This is a genomic window from Mesorhizobium sp. M0968 (assembly GCF_040319065.1).
Taxonomy (GTDB): Bacteria; Pseudomonadota; Alphaproteobacteria; order Rhizobiales; family Rhizobiaceae; genus Mesorhizobium.
Genome location: NZ_JAMYNL010000006.1, coordinates 220428 through 236417, shown reverse-complemented (window position 1 = coordinate 236417; position 15990 = coordinate 220428). Strand labels below are relative to the sequence as shown.

Below are 15990 nucleotides of genomic sequence, written 5' to 3'. Positions count from 1 at the left end.
GCATGGCTGTGGGTGCGTCTCGATTCCGAAACAACATGACGACACCGCGCGTGGATACCACGTCCGGCGCCGGTCGTTCCATACCGGAGCTTCGGACGCAACTCGGCTTCGGCGCCCATTACAGGCCGATGCCGCGGCGGTTCAGCGCGGCGGTGATCTCGTCGAGGATGGCCGGGTCGTCGATCGTTGCCGGCATGGCCCATTCCTCCTTGTCGGCGATCTTCTGCATGGTGCCGCGCAGGATCTTGCCGGAGCGCGTCTTCGGCAGGCGCTTGATCGTCACCACCGTCTTGAAGGCAGCGACCGGGCCGATCCGTTCGCGCACTAGGGTGACAACCTCGTTTTCGATGATGCCGGCGTCGCGGTCGACGCCGGCATTCAGCACGACGAAGCCGAGTGGAACCTGGCCTTTCATAGCATCGGCAATACCGACGACGGCGCATTCGGCGACGTCGGGATGCGCGGCCAGAATCTCCTCCATGGCGCCGGTCGATAGCCGGTGGCCGGCGACATTGATGATGTCGTCGGTGCGAGCCATGACATAGAGATAGCCGTCCTCGTCCATCATGCCGGCATCCGCGGTTTTGTAGAAGCCGGGGAACTCGTCGAGATAGGCTTGGCGAAACCGCTCGTCGGCATTCCACAGCGTCGGCAGGCAGCCGGGGGGCAACGGCAATCTCACCACGACATTGCCAAGCGTACCACGCTTGACCTCATGCCCGGCATCGTCGAGCACGCGGATGTCATAACCGGGCATCGGCACGCCGGGCGAGCCGTATTTGACCGGCAACAGGCCCAGTCCGGCGGGGTTGATGGTCATCGGCGAGCCGGTCTCGGTCTGCCACCAATGGTCGATCACCGGCAAGGTCAATTTCTGCTCCGCCCATTTGATGGTTTCGGGATCGGCGCGCTCGCCGGCGAGGAACAGCGTCCGGAATTTGGACAGGTCGTATTTCGGGACGAATTCGCCCTTCGGGTCCTGTCCTTTGATGGCGCGAAAGGCGGTTGGCGCGGTGAACAGCGCGACGACGCCATGCTCGGCGATCACACGCCAATAGGTGCCGGCATCGGGCGTGCCGACCGGCTTGCCCTCGAACAGGATCGTTGTGCAGCCATGCAGCAGCGGGCCGTAGACGATATAGGAATGGCCGACCACCCAGCCGACATCGGAAGCCGCCCAGAACACTTCGCCCGGTTTGACGCCGAACTCGTTTTCCATCGACCATTTCAGCGCGACCATATGGCCGCCATTGTCACGCACGATTCCCTTCGGCTGGCCGGTCGTGCCCGACGTGTAGATGATGTAGAGCGGATCGGTGGCAAGCACCGGAACACAGTCGACATTGGCACCCGCGGCCCGCTCCCGCGCCACGGCGTCGGCATAGTCGATATCGTGGTTTTCCCTGAGTTCGCAGCGCAGTTGGTCGCGCTGCAGGATAAGGCAGCTTTCCGGCTTGTGCCGCGACATCTCGATCGCCTTGTCGAGCAGCGGCTTATAGGCAACCACGCGCCCTGGCTCCAGGCCGCAGGAAGCGGAGATGATCAGCTTCGGCTTGGCGTCGTCGATGCGGGTGGCGAGCTCATGCGAGGCAAAGCCGCCGAAGACCACCGAATGCACGGCGCCGATCCGCGCACAGGCAAGCATGGCGAAGGCTGCTTCCGGCACCATCGGCATGTAGATGATGACGCGATCGCCTTTTTGGATGCCACGATTCTTGAGCACCGAGGTCAGCGCGATCACCTCGCGCTTCAACTCGGTATAGGTGAACTTCCTGATTGTGCCGGAAATCGCGCTGTCATGGATCAACGCGATCTGGTCGGCACGGCCGCCCGCCACATGACGATCGACGGCATTGAAGCAGGTGTTGCACGAGGCGCCAATGAACCACCTGCCATAGACGCCGGCATGGGCGTCGAACACCGTCTCAAAGGGCGAGAACCAGTCGATTTCGCCCGCGGCATCGGCCCAGAATTTTTCCGAGTCGCGTTTCCAGTCGTCATAGACCTCGTGGTAGCGTGACGCCATCCAGCTTCCTCCCCAGGAATGTTTGCTGTCCTTGAAATAGCGTATGCTGGTTTGTGTAACCATGTATTTGTGCGTTTCGTTTGCCGTCGTTCTAACTTGGCCGCAAGTGCGGGTCATGGTGGTCTGGGGGCCGGTATCGTTCGAATTTTCGGCATTAGGGGCAGGGCGCGATGAAATTGCGATATGAGCTTGGGTTTGCCGCGGTTGCGACGCTGGCGGTGGTGCTCGCTTCAGCTGCTCAGGCAGGCGACGCGGCGGCTCGGCGCGTCATCGGCTTTTCGCCAGACGGCAACTACTTCGCCTTCGAACAGTACGGCACGCTCGATGCCGGTGCTTCGGATTCGGGCTGGTCGGAGATCGACATCATCGACACGCGGACCGATGAGTTCGTCGGCGGCAAGCCGATCGTCATCGCCGACGAGACGGAGGATTCGACATTGACGCTTGCGCAGGCGAGGGCACAGGCCGCCGAACTGGCGGCGCCCTTGCTGGCCAAATATGCCATCGCGCCGCGCGGCGAGCGGACTGCCTTGGACAGGTTCACCTTTCCCGACGACATGGTCGCCTACAATGACATTGCGCGCCTCGAGCAGGTTTCGCAAAAATGGCTTTCGCCGGCCTATGACGAGCTTGGCACCATCCAGCTCGAGCAGATCCGTGCCGACAGCACGGCGGATTGTTCAGCGAGTTTCGACGCGACGCTGCAAGGCGAAACGACCGGCAAGGCGCTCGGCTTTCGCCTGACGCTGCAGGGTCAGGACGGCAAGCCGATCAAGCTGCTGCATGAGGACAAGGCGGTGCCCGGTTCGAGGAATTGCCCGACTTCCTACAGCCTGTCGGAATCTTACGCATTCACCCCGGATGGAAAACCGGGCGTGCTTGCGGCTCGTGCAGCGCTTCAGCCAGGGATTTGAAGGGCGCGACCGCCGTTTCATCGCCGTGACTGGCCAGGCGCACTGAGGCAACGCGCTGAGACGTAGTCCGCTACCCGAGTTTGTTGTCCCTAAAGCGGGAGGGCAGCGAGCATAAGTCCGACCCCGCCGACGATCAGCAAGGCGGCTGCCAGCACCTTTCCATGGCGCTCGAAACCCGTCGGCGCCCGATCCCAATTGTAACGCATGCTCGAACTCCCCAAACCCGCAGATTCTTTATCTTACGCAGGGTGAGGAGGGCAACTGTCTGGCGATGCGCGGCGTTGCCGGTACCGGTCTTGTCACCGACTATTTCTGGGGCATTCTCCGCCGCTACATGCCCCAGCGCAGCGCGGCCGTATGTACCGGTGCATCCCACCAAACAGCCGCCTCGTCGTCGAGCATGCTCAGCGTGATCGAACAGCCGGCCATATCGAGCGAGGTCACATAGGACCCGACCAGCGACCGGATCACCGTCACGCCGTGCTTCTCGAAGATTTTGCGGGCGCTGTTGTACATCAGATAAAGCTCCATCAACGGTGTGCCGCCAAAGCCGTTGACGAAGAGTAGCGCCTGGCCTCTGGCACCGTCGCCCAGGTCACCCAGGATTGCGGTACAGATCTCCTCGGCGATAGCATCGGCGCTTTTCAATGTGTCGCGCCGCCTCCCAGGCTCGCCGTGGATGCCGACCCCGAACTCCATCTCGCCGTCGCCGATATCGAAGGTCGGCTTGCCCGCCGCCGGCACGGTGCAACTGGTCAGCGCCACGCCCATCGAGCGCGTCGCGCCGTTGACGCGCTCGCCGAGCGCCTTCAACGGCTCCAGTGCCATGCCTTGTTCGGCCGCCGCGCCGACGATTTTCTCGACCACCAGCGTGCCGGCGACGCCGCGCCGGCCGGTGGTGTAGGACGAGTTTTCGACCGCAACGTCGTCATTGGTCACGATTTGCATCACGCCTTCCGACATTTCAGCGGCCATGTCGAAATTCATCACGTCGCCCTCGTAGTTCTTGACGATGAACAGGCAGCCGGCGCCCGTATTGACGACTTCGGCCGCCGCCATCATCTGGTCAGGCGTTGGCGAGGTGAATACCTGGCCGGGGCAGGCCGCATCCAGCATGCCGTGCCCGACGAACCCGCCATGTAGCGGCTCGTGACCCGAGCCACCGCCGGAGATCAGCGCCACCTTGCCCGGTGTGAGCAGCTTGCGGCGGACAAATTTGTGTTCCTCGCCAAGCGCCAGGATATCGGCATGCGCGGCAACGAAGCCGTCGAGGCTCTCGGTCAGCACCGTATCGACCGAATTCAAAAATTTCTTCATGGCCGTCCTCCCGAAATAGCCCAGCGTCAGCTGCCCTTGCCGGCGATGCTGGTGATCTTCTGGATGAAATCGTTGACCGCCCGGTCGAGCGCCGCGTTCTGCTTGTCGTCGCCGAAATCGGGAACGATCAGCGAGACATGGCGTGTCTTGCGCAAGCCTGCGGCCAGCGACATCTTTCCCGGATGCGCCCGATGGTAGGCCTCAAGGAAATGATCGCGTTCGGCCGGGCTGAAATGGCAGACGGAGAAGATAGCCGGCAAATGCTTCGACGGGATCGGCGTCGAATAGGCCGGGCTGGAAATCTGCGTGACGAAGCTGCGATGCTTGCCCAGCGCATCAGCGAGGCGCTGGCGCATGCCGGACGGGCGCTGGTCGATCACCTGCGACAGGATCGTCTTGTAGGCGCGGATCGCCTCTTCGGGGCCGGATTGCGACGCCTTGTCTGCCATACCGGGGCCTAGATCGAAACGTCCGCGATGGCCGCCTTGGCCATCGCGAGTTGGGCGGGAGCGACGGAGAGGTCACGCAGGCCGGTTTCGAGCAGCGCCGGGATCGAGGCGGGGTCGCCGCCGGCATCGCCACACAGGCTGACCGGGATATTATGCTCGCGGCCGAAGGCGGCAACCGAGGCGATCAGCCGGAGCACGGCCGGATGCCTGACGGAATTCAAATGTGCGACCGACGCATTGTCGCGCGCGGCGGCCATCACGTATTGGGTCAAATCATTCGAACCGATCGAGAAGAAAGCGGCCTTGGCGAATGCCTCCGGTGCGATGGCCACCGACGGCACCTCGACCATGATGCCAAGCGGCGGCATTTTGTGCGCGATGCCGCGCGCCAAAAGGTCAGCCTGCTCCTCAGCGAACAGCGCGGTGGCGTGTTCATACTCTTCCGGAACGGCGATCATCGGGAACATCACCTTCAGATTGCCGTGCATGGCGGCACGTAGCAAGGCGCGGATCTGCACACCAAAGACCTCCGGACGCATCAGCGACAGCCTGATCCCGCGCAGGCCAAGGAATGGATTACCTTCCTCGACGGTCAGGCCCGGCACAGGTTTATCGCCGCCCGCATCGACAGTACGGATCGTCACCGGCCTGTCGCCTGCCCATTCCAGCACTCTACGGTAGGCGCGATATTGCGTCTCCTCGTCCGGCAGCGTCTTGCCGAACAGGAATTCGGTCCGCATCAGCCCGACACCGTCGCACGCCGCAGCATCGATGCGGTCGACATCGGACGGATCGGCAATATTCACCTGCACGTGGACCGCTATGCCGGTCTTCGTTGCTGCCGGCCTTGTCAAATAGGCTGCCGCTTTGTCGCGATGCGCCGCGAAAGACGACGACGATCGCCGGAATGCGTCGATCTCCACTTTCGAAGGCGCCAACACGATGCCGCCATGTTCGGCATCGAGCAGTGCGATTCCGGCAAGGTGAGCCGGCGAAGCACCGGGCCCGGCTACCCCACGCGCTACGAGCCCCAACCCCACCACCATTGGCACGCCGCGTGAGCGTGCCAGCATTGCGACATGACTTGCGGCACTTCCGGCCGTAAGTGCTATGCCGCCGCCGGCACTCCAGTCGGTTTCGAGGAAGCGCGTCGGTGCGATATCCTCGCCGTAGAAGATCGCACCTGCCGGCGCGGCAATGTCGCCGCCCCCGGCAAGCGCGCGTAGCACCTGGTCGCGTATGTCGCGCATGTCGGCCGCGCGCGCCCGGAAATAGTCCTGCTCGGATGTTTCATAGCCGGCTATCTCGGCGTCGAGCGCTTTTCGCCAAGCCACATCAGCAGCCATGCCCTCGGCAATTCGCTCAAAGGCCGGGCCGGTCAGCGCGTCGTCCTCCAGCATGGCGAGCTGGAATTCGAGGATACCGGCCGCCTCGCTGTCGCTGGTTTCCATCAATGTCGCGAGCCGGCCTGCGGCAATGGAGATGGCGGCCTCAAGCGCCGCCTTCTCGTCCGCGGCAGTCGCCTTGCGGACATAACGCACAGCAGCCTGGTCCAGATTGAACAGCGGCCCCTCGGCATAGCCGGCCGATGCCGAAATGCCCTGCAGCCTAAGCGGTTCGGGCATGGTCCTTGCCTTCGTCGAAATCGCGCCGCACCAGCTCGACCAGTGCGCCGACCGCCTCGCCGGCGCCGTCCCCTTTGGCTCTGATATGCAGGACAGTGCCTTTCGGCGCTTTCGCCGCCATCACCTTGACGATGCTCTTGGCGTCGAACCATGGCCCGTTGGCGGCGAGCGCAATCTCGACGTCGGCCGAAAACGTCTTGGCAAGCTTGGTGAACTTCACCGAAGGACGCGCATGCAGTCCCACCTCATGGGTGATCAGGACGCTGGCTTCGGCTGCTGCGGACATGCTTGTCAAAATTCCCGTTCGTTCACGACGGCGACAATTCGTGCGCCGTCGCCACCACTTCCCTGAGCGAGGCGCCGCCGGAAGCCTCGGTCGCCGCCATCACCGCGCCTTCGACGATCGGCGCATTGCAGACAATGATCTTCTGGGCGCGTGGTTCGCCGATCATCTCGACCGCCATCTCGCTATTGGTCTCGGCACCGCCGAGATCGACGAGGATCGCGACCCCCGCCTCCGACCAGGCCTTGTCGATGGCGTCCATGATCGCCTCGACATTGGTTCCCAGCCCGCCATGGCCGTTTCCCCCGCACCATGCAAGCGGCACTTCGTTGCCGACCATCTGCCGCACCATGTCGGCGGTGCCTTCGGCGACCAGCGGCGAATGCGATACGATGACGATGCCGACATTGCTCATGCGCGCCTCTCGATTGCCTCGGCTACGGCCCGCACCAGAAGCGCAGTCGAGCGTGCGCCGGCATCCATATGACCGATCGAACGGTCGCCAAGGAACGAGGCGCGCCCACGCAGCGCCTTCATCGGCACGGTCGCGTCGGCCGCGTTGTCGGCGATCTCGACGATGTCCGCTGCCGTCTTTCCCTGCAGCAGGGCCTCATGCACCGGCTGCAGCACATCTAACATGGTTTTTTGCCCGGCCTGCGACTTGCCTCTGGCGGCAACCGCTTCGATCGCCTTGCCGAAGGCCGCCGCCAGGTCGGCGCGACCCGGCGCGGCGGAAATCTCCTTGCCGAGCGCCATGAACAGCGTGCCGAACAACGGACCGGAGGCTCCGCCGACGGTCATCACCAGTTTGGTGCCGATCGCCTTCAGCGCCTCGGGCAACGGCTTTGTCGCAAACGCGCCGGCCTCGGCCCGCACTGCCTCGAAGCCGCGTCTCATGTTGAGCCCATGGTCGCCGTCGCCGATGGCCTGGTCGAGACTGGTCAGCTCGTCGGCATGTGCGGCGATCGTGTTTGCCGCCGCCTCGATCAGCCTGGAAATATCCGCTGCCGCCATATCACCCATGCTCCTGGCCCCTGCGCTGCCGGCAGTACGAGAAAATTGCATATCCGGCAATTGAAGCATTCTTTTCCCCAGTCAAGCGGGTTCGAGCAACGCAGCGAGGGCAGTGAAGACCTCGGCGACGGCAAAGGCGCCGGGGTCGACCACGCCGTCGAGCTGGCTGCCAATATAAGCGGACCGCCCGGCCTTGGCCTTGCGCATGGCAGCGGTGGCCTCGGCGCCGCGTTGCGCCGCGACCGCCGCATCTTCCAGACTCCCCCTATCCAGCGCCCTCAAGGCGGGTTCCAGGGCATCGATCATCGTGCGATCGCCGACCCTCGCTCCACCATAGAAGGACATCCGATCGAGGCCGGCGAGAAGCGCCTTGGGAAGCGTTTCGCCAGACTCCAGCGCCTGCGCGGCGGCGGTGAAGAAGATCGACAACAGCACGCCGCTAGAGCCGCCCATGCTGGCGCTCAGGATGTCGCCGACGACGGCGAGCGTTGCGGCAGGGTCAGCGAGCGGCAGTGTTGCAATGCGGCCAAGCACACTGCGCGCACCGGCCGCCACTGTCGATCCGGTGTCACCGTCTCCCGCCTTGGCATCCAGTCCGTTCAACGAGCCTTCAAGCGAGATCAGCCGTTCGCAGACCGCGACAACCAACCGGTCGGTGCGTGCGTCCTGGCTGGCTTTCGACGCGTTGTTCGGGCCGGCGGCTTTGGCCATCGGCACGACGCTGGCTTGGCGAACGGCTCTTGCCGGCAGCCAGGCGTGGGGGCCTACCGGCGCCCGCAACGCCGCTTCGCGCGACGCATCGAGCCGGATCAGCGACAGGGAAAAGCCGTTCATGTTGAGCGCGGTCATAAGCTGCCCGGGCCCGATTGTCAGCGTCACCTTTTGCGCCAGCGGTGAAGCCAGTACCGCATTGGCGACAAGCAACATTTCCAGCGGTGGCACCGAACCGAGATTATTGATCAGCAAGGCGTAGTGGCTGACCGGATCAAGCCGCGCGGCAAGGCGCTCCGACATGATCGCAACCAGCCTTTCGGCACTTTGCACCGCAATCCGCTCAACGCCCGGTTCGCCATGGATGCCGAGGCCGAGTTCGGCATCGTCCGCCCCGAATCTTTCTTCATGGCTCTGGCCGGGGATCGAGCAGGATGACAGCGATATGCCGAGCGAAACGATATCCGCCGCCACTGCCCGCGCCGCCCCGGCAATCGCCGCCAGGTCAATGCCGGCTTCCGACTGGTGGCCGGCGATCTTGTGCACGAACAAGGTGCCGGCCAGGCCACGCGGCTGGGCAATGTCCGGCAGGGCGATATCGTCGGCGACAATCACCATCTCGACCCGGAAGCCTTCGGCGCGCGCCTTCTCGGCTGCCAGGCCGAAGTTGAGGCGATCGCCGGTATAGTTCTTGACGATCAGCAGACACCCGGCGGGACCGGTCACCGCGCGGATGGCGGCCAATACCGCTTCCACGCTCGGCGAAGCAAAGATCTCGCCCGAAACCGCCGCCGTCAGCATGCCAATGCCAACAAAGCCGGCATGGGCAGGTTCGTGCCCGGCCCCGCCGCCGGAAATGACCGCAACCTTGGTCTTATCCCAGTCCGCGCGGAGAATGACCTTGATCTCGGGATAGCCGTCGAGGCGAGCGAGATCGCCGGCGCCGGTAGTATCGAGGAAGCCGTCCAGGGCCTCAGTTACGATCGTATCCCTGCGATTGAAAAAATGCTTCATCGAATTGGTCCAGTCCGGTGCCCGAAATTGCCGGTTGAAAGGTGCCAGGAAAACACTCGCGCAGCGCTCACATCAGCCGTCGCCCATCGGGGCCGAAATACAGCGGCGAGCGATAGCGGATCATGATCTTGTCGCCCTGAGCCAGGTCGGTGTCGGGGTCGGTTAGCGTCACCAGCTTCCTGGTCCCCACCGTCACATGCAGATGGTTCTGGTCGCCGAGATGCTCGACCCAATCGACGACGCCGTCGGCATGGCCGTTCGCCGCCTTCTCGATCGAAAGATGTTCGGTGCGAGCACCGATCGTCTTTGTTCCCGCCGGCGCGCCGCCATCCGGCAGCAGTCCGACCGGCAACAAATTGATTGCCGGTTGGCCGAGCCGTGCGGCGACGTGTAGGTTTGCCGGCTCAGAATAGATCGCGCGCGGGGAACCGATCTGCACCAGCACGCCGTCGGCGAGAATGCCGATGCGGTCGGCCATGGTCATCGCTTCGATCTGGTCGTGCGTGACGTAGAGCATTGTGGCGCCGAGTTCCGCCTGGATGCGCTTCAGCTCTAGCCTGAGATCGGCGCGCAGCTTGGCGTCGAGCGACGACAGCGGCTCGTCCATCAGGTAGATCGACGGCTTGCGCACCAAGGCGCGGCCGATGGCGACGCGCTGCATCTCGCCGCCAGAGAGTTTGGTCGAGCGATTATTCAGCTTGTGGTGGATGCGCACCATCTTGGCCACGTCCTCGACGCGGCGGCGGATCTGATCCTCCGGCATTTTCCGTGCTGGCGAGCGCAGCGGAAAGGCGAGGTTGTCGTAAACCGACAGATGCGGATAGAGCGAATATTGCTGGAATACGAAAGCGGTGTCGCGCTCGGCCGGCGACAGCGTCGTCGTGTCGTGGCCGGCAATATGGATCGAGCCCGCTTCCGGACGCTCCAACCCGGCGATCAGCCTGAGCGTCGTCGTCTTGCCGGCGCCGGTCGGCCCGAGCAGCACGACGAATTCCCCGTCGGCGATATGCAGGTCGAGATTGTCGACGGCGACATGCTCGCCAAAAGCCTTGGTCACGCTTTTGATGTGAACGTCAGCCATGATGTGCTCTCCCCTGGGAGGCCGAGTCATGGATTTCGGTGCGCACCGCACGCCCGGATCCTTTTGCGAACAGCGACAGCCGCGCGCTGCTCAGCGCCAGGCCCACATGATCGCCCGGATTGAGCCGGATTTCGGCCGGCACCCTGGCCTTGATGATGCCGTCCGCTGTCTCCACCGCGACGATCTGAGTGGTGCCGAGATATTCCGTGCCGTAAATAGCACCGCGCAGCTTCGAAGCGTCATCGAAGCGGATGTGCTCCGGTCGGATGCCAAGCGCCATCTCGGCCGGCGCGACGTCCTCGCGGATCTCCGGCACGGCCACCTTCGCGCCTTGCACAACAATTTCCCTGGCGCCCTTTGAAAGCCCGCCGCCGAAGCCGAGGAAATTCATCGGCGGCGAGCCGATGAAGTCGGCGACGAACATCGTCGCCGGCCGGTCGTAGATCTCGCGCGGCGTGCCGAACTGCTCGATGACGCCGTGGTTCATCACCGCGATCTTGTCGGCCATCGACATCGCTTCCATCTGGTCATGCGTGACATAGACGGTGGTGGCGTGAATGCGGTTGTGCAGTTCTCGCAATTCATGGACCATCAGGTCGCGGAATTCGGTGTCGAGCGTGCCGAGCGGCTCATCCATCAGGAAGCATTTTGGCCGCCGTACGATGGCGCGGCCGAGCGCCACGCGCTGGCGATCGCCGCCGGCAAGCCCGGAGACCGATTTGTTGAGCAGATGGTCGATCCGCAAAAGCTTCGCCGTCTCCTCCACTCGGCTCCGGATTTCAGCGCCTGGCACGCCTTGCGCCAGCAGTGGAAAGCCGATGTTCTTCCGCACATTCATGTGCGGATAGAGCGCGAACAGCTGGAAGACGAAGGCGATGTCGCGCTCGCGGGCACGCCGCATGGTGACGTCCTCGCCGCCAAGCAGGATCTTGCCGCCGGTTGGCAGTTCGAGCCCGGCGATCATGCGCAACGTCGTCGTCTTGCCGCAGCCGGACGGCCCCAGCATGACGAAGAATTCGCCGTCCTCGACGACGAAGTTGGAATCCTGCACGGCGACGAAATCGCCGAATGCCTTCCTCAGATGTTCGACCCTGATCTCGGCCATCGTCTACTCCGGAAATTTCGAGACGATGATGAACATCGCCGTGCCCGCAAGCATGGTGATGAAGGAATAGGTGTAGAGCACCAGTGCGAAGGGCTGGAACAGCATCAGGAAGCCGATGGCGATGATCGCGGTGGCGACGTTTTCCATCAGCCCGCGCCTGGCCCAGACGGGCCAGCGCGATTTGCGTTTTGCGGTCATGCTCATTTACGCACCGCGCCAAAGGTGATGCCGCGCAGCAATTGCTTGCGAAGCAGGATGGTGAAGACCAGGATCGGCACCAGAAAGATCGTCGTGCCGGCCGCGACCGCCGGCCAGTCCTGACCGCCTTCGCCGATGATGGTCGGAATGAAGGGCGGCGCGGTCTGCGCCGTGCCCGAGGTCAGCAGCGCAGCGAAGGCATATTCGTTCCAGGCAAAGATCAGGCAGAAGATGGCGGTTGCGGCAATACCGGTGGTCGCCTGCGGCAGCACCGTGCGCCAGAACGCCTGCAGCCTGGTGTAGCCGTCGATCATCGCCGCTTCTTCATATTCGCGCGGGATCTCGTCGATGAAGCCTTTCAGCAGCCACACCGCCAAGGACACGTTGACCGCCGTATAAAGCAGGATCATGCCGAGAGCCGTGTCCGACAGGCCAAGCTCCCGGTACATCAGGTAGATCGGGATGGCGACCGCGATCGGCGGCATCATCCGCGTCGACAGGATGAAGAACAGAAGGTCGTCGGCGAGCGGCACCTTGAAGCGCGAAAAACCATAGGCCGACAGCGTGCCGAGGAAAACCGCGCAAAACGTCGAGCCGAACGCGATAATCAGCGAATTGACGAAGCGCGGCATGAAGTTGGACGGGCCGGCGATCACCATATTGCGCTTGCGCACCGTCTCGTCGCACAGGCCCGTCGCCGGTCCCAGCGAGTTGATGTATTCCGGTGTTTGCCGAGTCCGGGTCGAGAACAAATTGCAGTAGCCCTCGAGGCTGGGCTGGAACAGGATCTTCGGCGGATAGGCGATCGAATCCGGCGGCGTCTTGAAGCTGGTGGCGAAGATCCACAGCAGCGGCACGATCGAGATCAGCGCGTAGGCGACGATGATGGCGCCGGCGACGCGCTTCGACGTGGCCGACGGCGCGACAACGGAATGGGCTGACGTCAGGCTCATCTCTGCTTCACCTTGTTGAGCGCCTTGACGTAGATGTTTGCGAGGCCAAACACTGCGACGAACAGGATGATGGCGAAAGCCGAGGAATAGCCCGTCCGCCAGCTTTCGAAGGCCTGCCGCTTCAGCGTGATCGAGGCCACTTCGGTGGTCGATCCCGGCCCGCCGCCGGTGAGCAAATTGACCATGTCGAACATCTTGAAGTTCTCGATGCCGCGAAACAGCACCGCCAGCATGATGAAGGGCAGCGCCATCGGCAGCGTGATCGACCAGAACTGCCGCCAGTTGGAGGCGCGGTCGACCTCGGCCGCTTCGTAGATGTATTCGGGGATCGAGCGCAGGCCGGCGAGGCAGATCAGCATTACGTAAGGCGTCCACATCCAGGTGTCGACGATGATGATCGACCATGGCGCCAGTGACACGTTGGAGAGCATGCTGATCTCGGTTGCCGGAATGCCGGTGACGAACGAAACGGCGTAGGCGAACAGCCCGATCTGCGGCTCGTAGAGAAAGCGCCAGAAATTGCCGACCACCGCCGGCGATAGCATCATCGGCACCAGGATGATGGTCGTCCAGAAGGCGTGGCCGCGGAACTTGCGGTCGATCAGCCAGGCCAGAGTGAAGCCGATCAGCGTCTGCAGCAGGATGGTCCAGAACACGAAATGCGCCGTCGTCTGCATGGCGATCCAGATGTCCTGGTCGGCGAGGATGCGCTTGTAGTTGGCCAGCCCGAGGTTCTTCACAACCTCGTTGGGCCGATTGGCGCGAAAATTGGTGAAGGACAGATAGATTGCCCAGAACAGCGGAAAGATGTTGATAGCTAACAGCAACAGGATCGTCGGCGAGATGAACAGCCAGGCGAGGCCCTTGTCGCTGATGCCCCGGACCTTGCGGGCCAACGGCTCGGGCGTAGCCCGGGCAACGCTGTCCGCCGTCCGATTGAGCATGGTCAGTCCTGCTTCGGTCACTTGGCTCGTCTCGACAATGGAATTTATCTGAACTGTGTCCCGTGCCAAGTGGCACGGGACGGTTCGGTCATGGGCTCGGGAGGAGCCGTTTACATCTTGCCATCGTCCTGGAAGACCTCGGTCCAGTCCTTGACGAGGCCGTCGAGCGCATCCTTGGCCGAGCCTTGCCCGGCAACGACATAGTCGTGGAAGCGCTTCTGCGATGCCTGCAACAGCGGGGCATAGCTCGGCTCGGCCCAGAAGTCCTTCACGATGGCCATCGAGTCGAGGAAGGTCTGCGCATAGGGCTGGCTGGCCGGGAAGGCGGGGTCCTTGACGACCGCGTTGAGGCAGGAATAGCCGCCGAGCGACCACCATTTGGACTGCACGTCCTTGTTGGCGAACCATTTGATGTATTTGAGCGCGGCTTCCTGCTTGTCGGAATAGGAGACCACCGAGATGCCCTGGCCGCCGAGCTGGGCGAACTGGTCCCCGTCCGGACCTTTGGGATTGACGAAATAGCCGATCTTGTCGCCGCCGACATTCTCGTCCTTCTGCAGGCCTGGCCAGGTGAAGGCGAAGTTCATGTGCATCGCCACCTGGCCGGATTTGAAGGCATCAACGCCTTCGCCCATGTAGCTGTTCGAGGCGCCGGGAGGGGTGCAGCAATCGTAGAGGGCTTTGTAGAACTCCAGGCCCTTCACCGATTTATCGGAGTTGACGAAGCCTTCCATCTCGTAGGGTTTTTTCGGGTTTTCGTACTGGAAGCCAAAGCTGTAGAGCACGTCCATGGCGCCCATGGTGATGCCTTCCGAGCCGCGCTCGGTGTAGATCGACGCGCCATAGACGGTCTTGCCGTCGATGTCGCGCTTCTGGAAGAATTCGGCGATCTGCTTCAATTGGTCGAAGGTCGTCGGCGGGCCGAGATCCCAGCCGTACTTTTCCTTGAATTCCTTCCGCAGCTCCGGCTTGGAGAACCAGTCCTTGCGGTAAGTCCAACCGACGACGTCACCCATGGCCGGCAGCGCCCAGTAATTCGGCGAGTTCTTCGGCCATTCCGAATAGCCGACGACGGTCGCCGGCACGAAATCATCCATGCTAATCTTCTCCTTGTCGAAGAAGTCGTTCAGCTTGACGTAATGGCCGTTCTCGGCGGCACCGCCGATCCACTGGCTGTCGCCGATGATGAGGTCGCACAGCTTGCCGTGCGAATTCAGCTCGTTGAGAAAGCGATCGGCATAGTTGGTCCACGGCACGAATTCGAATTTCATGCCGATGCCGGTTTCCTTGGTGAAGTCCTTGGACAATTCCACAAGCGCGTTGGCCGGGTCCCAGGCTGCCCAGCAAAGCGTCAGATCTTCTGCCCGCGCGACATTCGAAACGGCTGTCGACGCAAAGAGTGTCGATGCCAGTCCCAACGCCAATTTCAAGGTCGATTTCATGCCTTCCTCCCATTTGCGAAACACGTCCGGATGACGGTTTCAAGAGCCCGCTAAACCCCTCCTCCGGGGCCCAAACACAACGACGCGGCGGCGCACCGGATGTTTAGTAATTTGTTGAGTGATGCAATTTTTACTAAACAAAGCAAGCGAATTCGTTGCTGCACCGCAGCATGCTGGACAGGAAAGCAACGTGAGAAGTTGCGGCGACCTGTCTAGGTCACCGTCTTGTTGCTGACAGCCACCGGACGGATCACTGGGGCCGGCGGCAGCAGCGCGCGGATATCGGCGAAGGGGAAGACTGGCTCGAAGCGGAAGGCCTCGGCAAACGATCCGGCCGGGCCGTTGCACTGGCCGGCGCGAAAGGCGTTCTGCGTGCGCGCCGCGTCGACGAAACGCTCGGGATCCTGCGACTGGTGCGCCCTGATCGCCTCCGCCTTGAGATCGAAATGCCTGGAGGTGTCGACGTAGTGCGTTGGCGAAAACCCGGTGCCGCCGAACGTGTCGGCATGTAGCACCGGCACCGAGAATGACGCTGCGATGCGCACGCCATCCGACAGCGCGCGGTGGTCGCCATGATAGTCGTTCGGCGCATGCGTTATCACCAGATCCGGCCCTATCTCGCCGATCAGTGCTTTGAGCGCCCCGATCAGCGCGGCATCCGCGACCAGCCCGCCATCGGGAAAGTCAAGGAAGCGCGGCGTCACGCCAAGCAGGCCGGCCGCCGCCATCGCCTCCTTGCGGCGCGTGCGGGCCAGCGCTGACGGATCGCCGTAGCCGCCCCTGGTGCCATCCGTGGCTATGGCAAAAAAGAGTTCTGCGCCTTGCGCGGCATAGGCCGCCATCGTACCGAACATGAAGATCTCGATGTCGTCCGAATGCGCGCCAAGCGCCAATATCTTCACTCTCATCTCTCC

The 15990-nt window shown here is 62.9% G+C and carries 16 protein-coding genes; 1 reads left to right on the top strand and 15 read right to left on the bottom strand.

Annotated elements, in window-relative coordinates; all coding sequences use genetic code 11:
• Positions 1 to 118: 118 nt before the first annotated feature.
• Complete coding sequence (locus tag NKH67_RS13705; protein WP_353031135.1) at positions 119 to 2026, bottom strand: propionyl-CoA synthetase; 1908 nt, start codon at positions 2024 to 2026, stop codon at positions 119 to 121.
• A 170-nt stretch (positions 2027 to 2196) separates the two neighbouring features.
• Between NKH67_RS13705 and NKH67_RS13700 the strand changes: the two genes are divergently transcribed.
• Positions 2197 to 2940, top strand: a complete 744-nt coding sequence (locus NKH67_RS13700; RefSeq protein ID WP_353031133.1) for a DUF2259 domain-containing protein — start codon at positions 2197 to 2199, stop codon at positions 2938 to 2940.
• A 330-nt stretch (positions 2941 to 3270) separates the two neighbouring features.
• Here the strand turns inward: NKH67_RS13700 and dhaK are convergent, their stop codons facing one another.
• The 14 genes from dhaK to NKH67_RS13630 all read right to left on the bottom strand — a co-directional run bounded on the left by dhaK (position 3271) and on the right by NKH67_RS13630 (position 15978).
• The gene (gene dhaK / locus NKH67_RS13695; protein ID WP_352454687.1) at positions 3271 to 4257 is read right to left on the bottom strand and encodes a dihydroxyacetone kinase subunit DhaK; all 987 of its coding nucleotides are present in this window, start codon (positions 4255 to 4257) and stop codon (positions 3271 to 3273) included.
• Between the two features lie 26 nt (positions 4258 to 4283).
• On the bottom strand, positions 4284 to 4706 hold the full coding sequence (locus NKH67_RS13690) for a hypothetical protein (RefSeq protein ID WP_023676327.1): 423 nt from the start codon (positions 4704 to 4706) through the stop codon (positions 4284 to 4286).
• 8 nt (positions 4707 to 4714) lie between these two features.
• On the bottom strand, positions 4715 to 6331 hold the full coding sequence (gene ptsP / locus NKH67_RS13685; RefSeq protein WP_352469936.1) for a phosphoenolpyruvate--protein phosphotransferase: 1617 nt from the start codon (positions 6329 to 6331) through the stop codon (positions 4715 to 4717).
• A complete protein-coding gene (locus tag NKH67_RS13680; protein WP_023676329.1) occupies positions 6315 to 6617 on the bottom strand; it encodes an HPr family phosphocarrier protein in 303 nt (100 codons plus the stop codon). Before NKH67_RS13680 ends, ptsP begins: the two co-directional genes overlap by 17 nt.
• Positions 6618 to 6639: 22 nt before the next feature.
• Positions 6640 to 7029, bottom strand: coding sequence for a dihydroxyacetone kinase phosphoryl donor subunit DhaM (gene dhaM / locus NKH67_RS13675; RefSeq protein WP_352469937.1), 390 nt, complete (start codon positions 7027 to 7029; stop codon positions 6640 to 6642).
• Positions 7026 to 7628, bottom strand: a complete 603-nt coding sequence (gene dhaL / locus NKH67_RS13670) for a dihydroxyacetone kinase subunit DhaL (RefSeq protein ID WP_352469938.1) — start codon at positions 7626 to 7628, stop codon at positions 7026 to 7028. Before dhaL ends, dhaM begins: the two co-directional genes overlap by 4 nt.
• Before the next feature lie 81 nt (positions 7629 to 7709).
• Positions 7710 to 9353 (bottom strand): dihydroxyacetone kinase subunit DhaK, encoded by a 1644-nt coding sequence (locus NKH67_RS13665; protein ID WP_352469939.1) that lies wholly within the window; start codon positions 9351 to 9353, stop codon positions 7710 to 7712.
• Positions 9354 to 9420: 67 nt separating this feature from the next.
• Positions 9421 to 10434 (bottom strand): ABC transporter ATP-binding protein, encoded by a 1014-nt coding sequence (locus NKH67_RS13660; protein WP_352448469.1) that lies wholly within the window; start codon positions 10432 to 10434, stop codon positions 9421 to 9423.
• The gene (locus NKH67_RS13655) at positions 10427 to 11539 is read right to left on the bottom strand and encodes an ABC transporter ATP-binding protein (protein WP_352448470.1); all 1113 of its coding nucleotides are present in this window, start codon (positions 11537 to 11539) and stop codon (positions 10427 to 10429) included. Before NKH67_RS13655 ends, NKH67_RS13660 begins: the two co-directional genes overlap by 8 nt.
• Positions 11540 to 11542: 3 nt before the next feature.
• A complete protein-coding gene (locus NKH67_RS13650) occupies positions 11543 to 11743 on the bottom strand; it encodes a hypothetical protein (RefSeq protein WP_023676334.1) in 201 nt (66 codons plus the stop codon).
• Positions 11740 to 12690, bottom strand: coding sequence for a carbohydrate ABC transporter permease (locus NKH67_RS13645; RefSeq protein WP_352448471.1), 951 nt, complete (start codon positions 12688 to 12690; stop codon positions 11740 to 11742). The genes NKH67_RS13650 and NKH67_RS13645 overlap by 4 nt, the downstream gene beginning before the upstream one ends.
• The gene (locus tag NKH67_RS13640) at positions 12687 to 13634 is read right to left on the bottom strand and encodes a carbohydrate ABC transporter permease (protein ID WP_031211681.1); all 948 of its coding nucleotides are present in this window, start codon (positions 13632 to 13634) and stop codon (positions 12687 to 12689) included. The genes NKH67_RS13645 and NKH67_RS13640 overlap by 4 nt, the downstream gene beginning before the upstream one ends.
• Positions 13635 to 13744: 110 nt before the next feature.
• The gene (locus tag NKH67_RS13635; protein ID WP_352469942.1) at positions 13745 to 15076 is read right to left on the bottom strand and encodes an ABC transporter substrate-binding protein; all 1332 of its coding nucleotides are present in this window, start codon (positions 15074 to 15076) and stop codon (positions 13745 to 13747) included.
• Between the two features lie 212 nt (positions 15077 to 15288).
• A complete protein-coding gene (locus NKH67_RS13630) occupies positions 15289 to 15978 on the bottom strand; it encodes a PIG-L deacetylase family protein (RefSeq protein WP_352448473.1) in 690 nt (229 codons plus the stop codon).
• Positions 15979 to 15990: the final 12 nt, after the last annotated feature.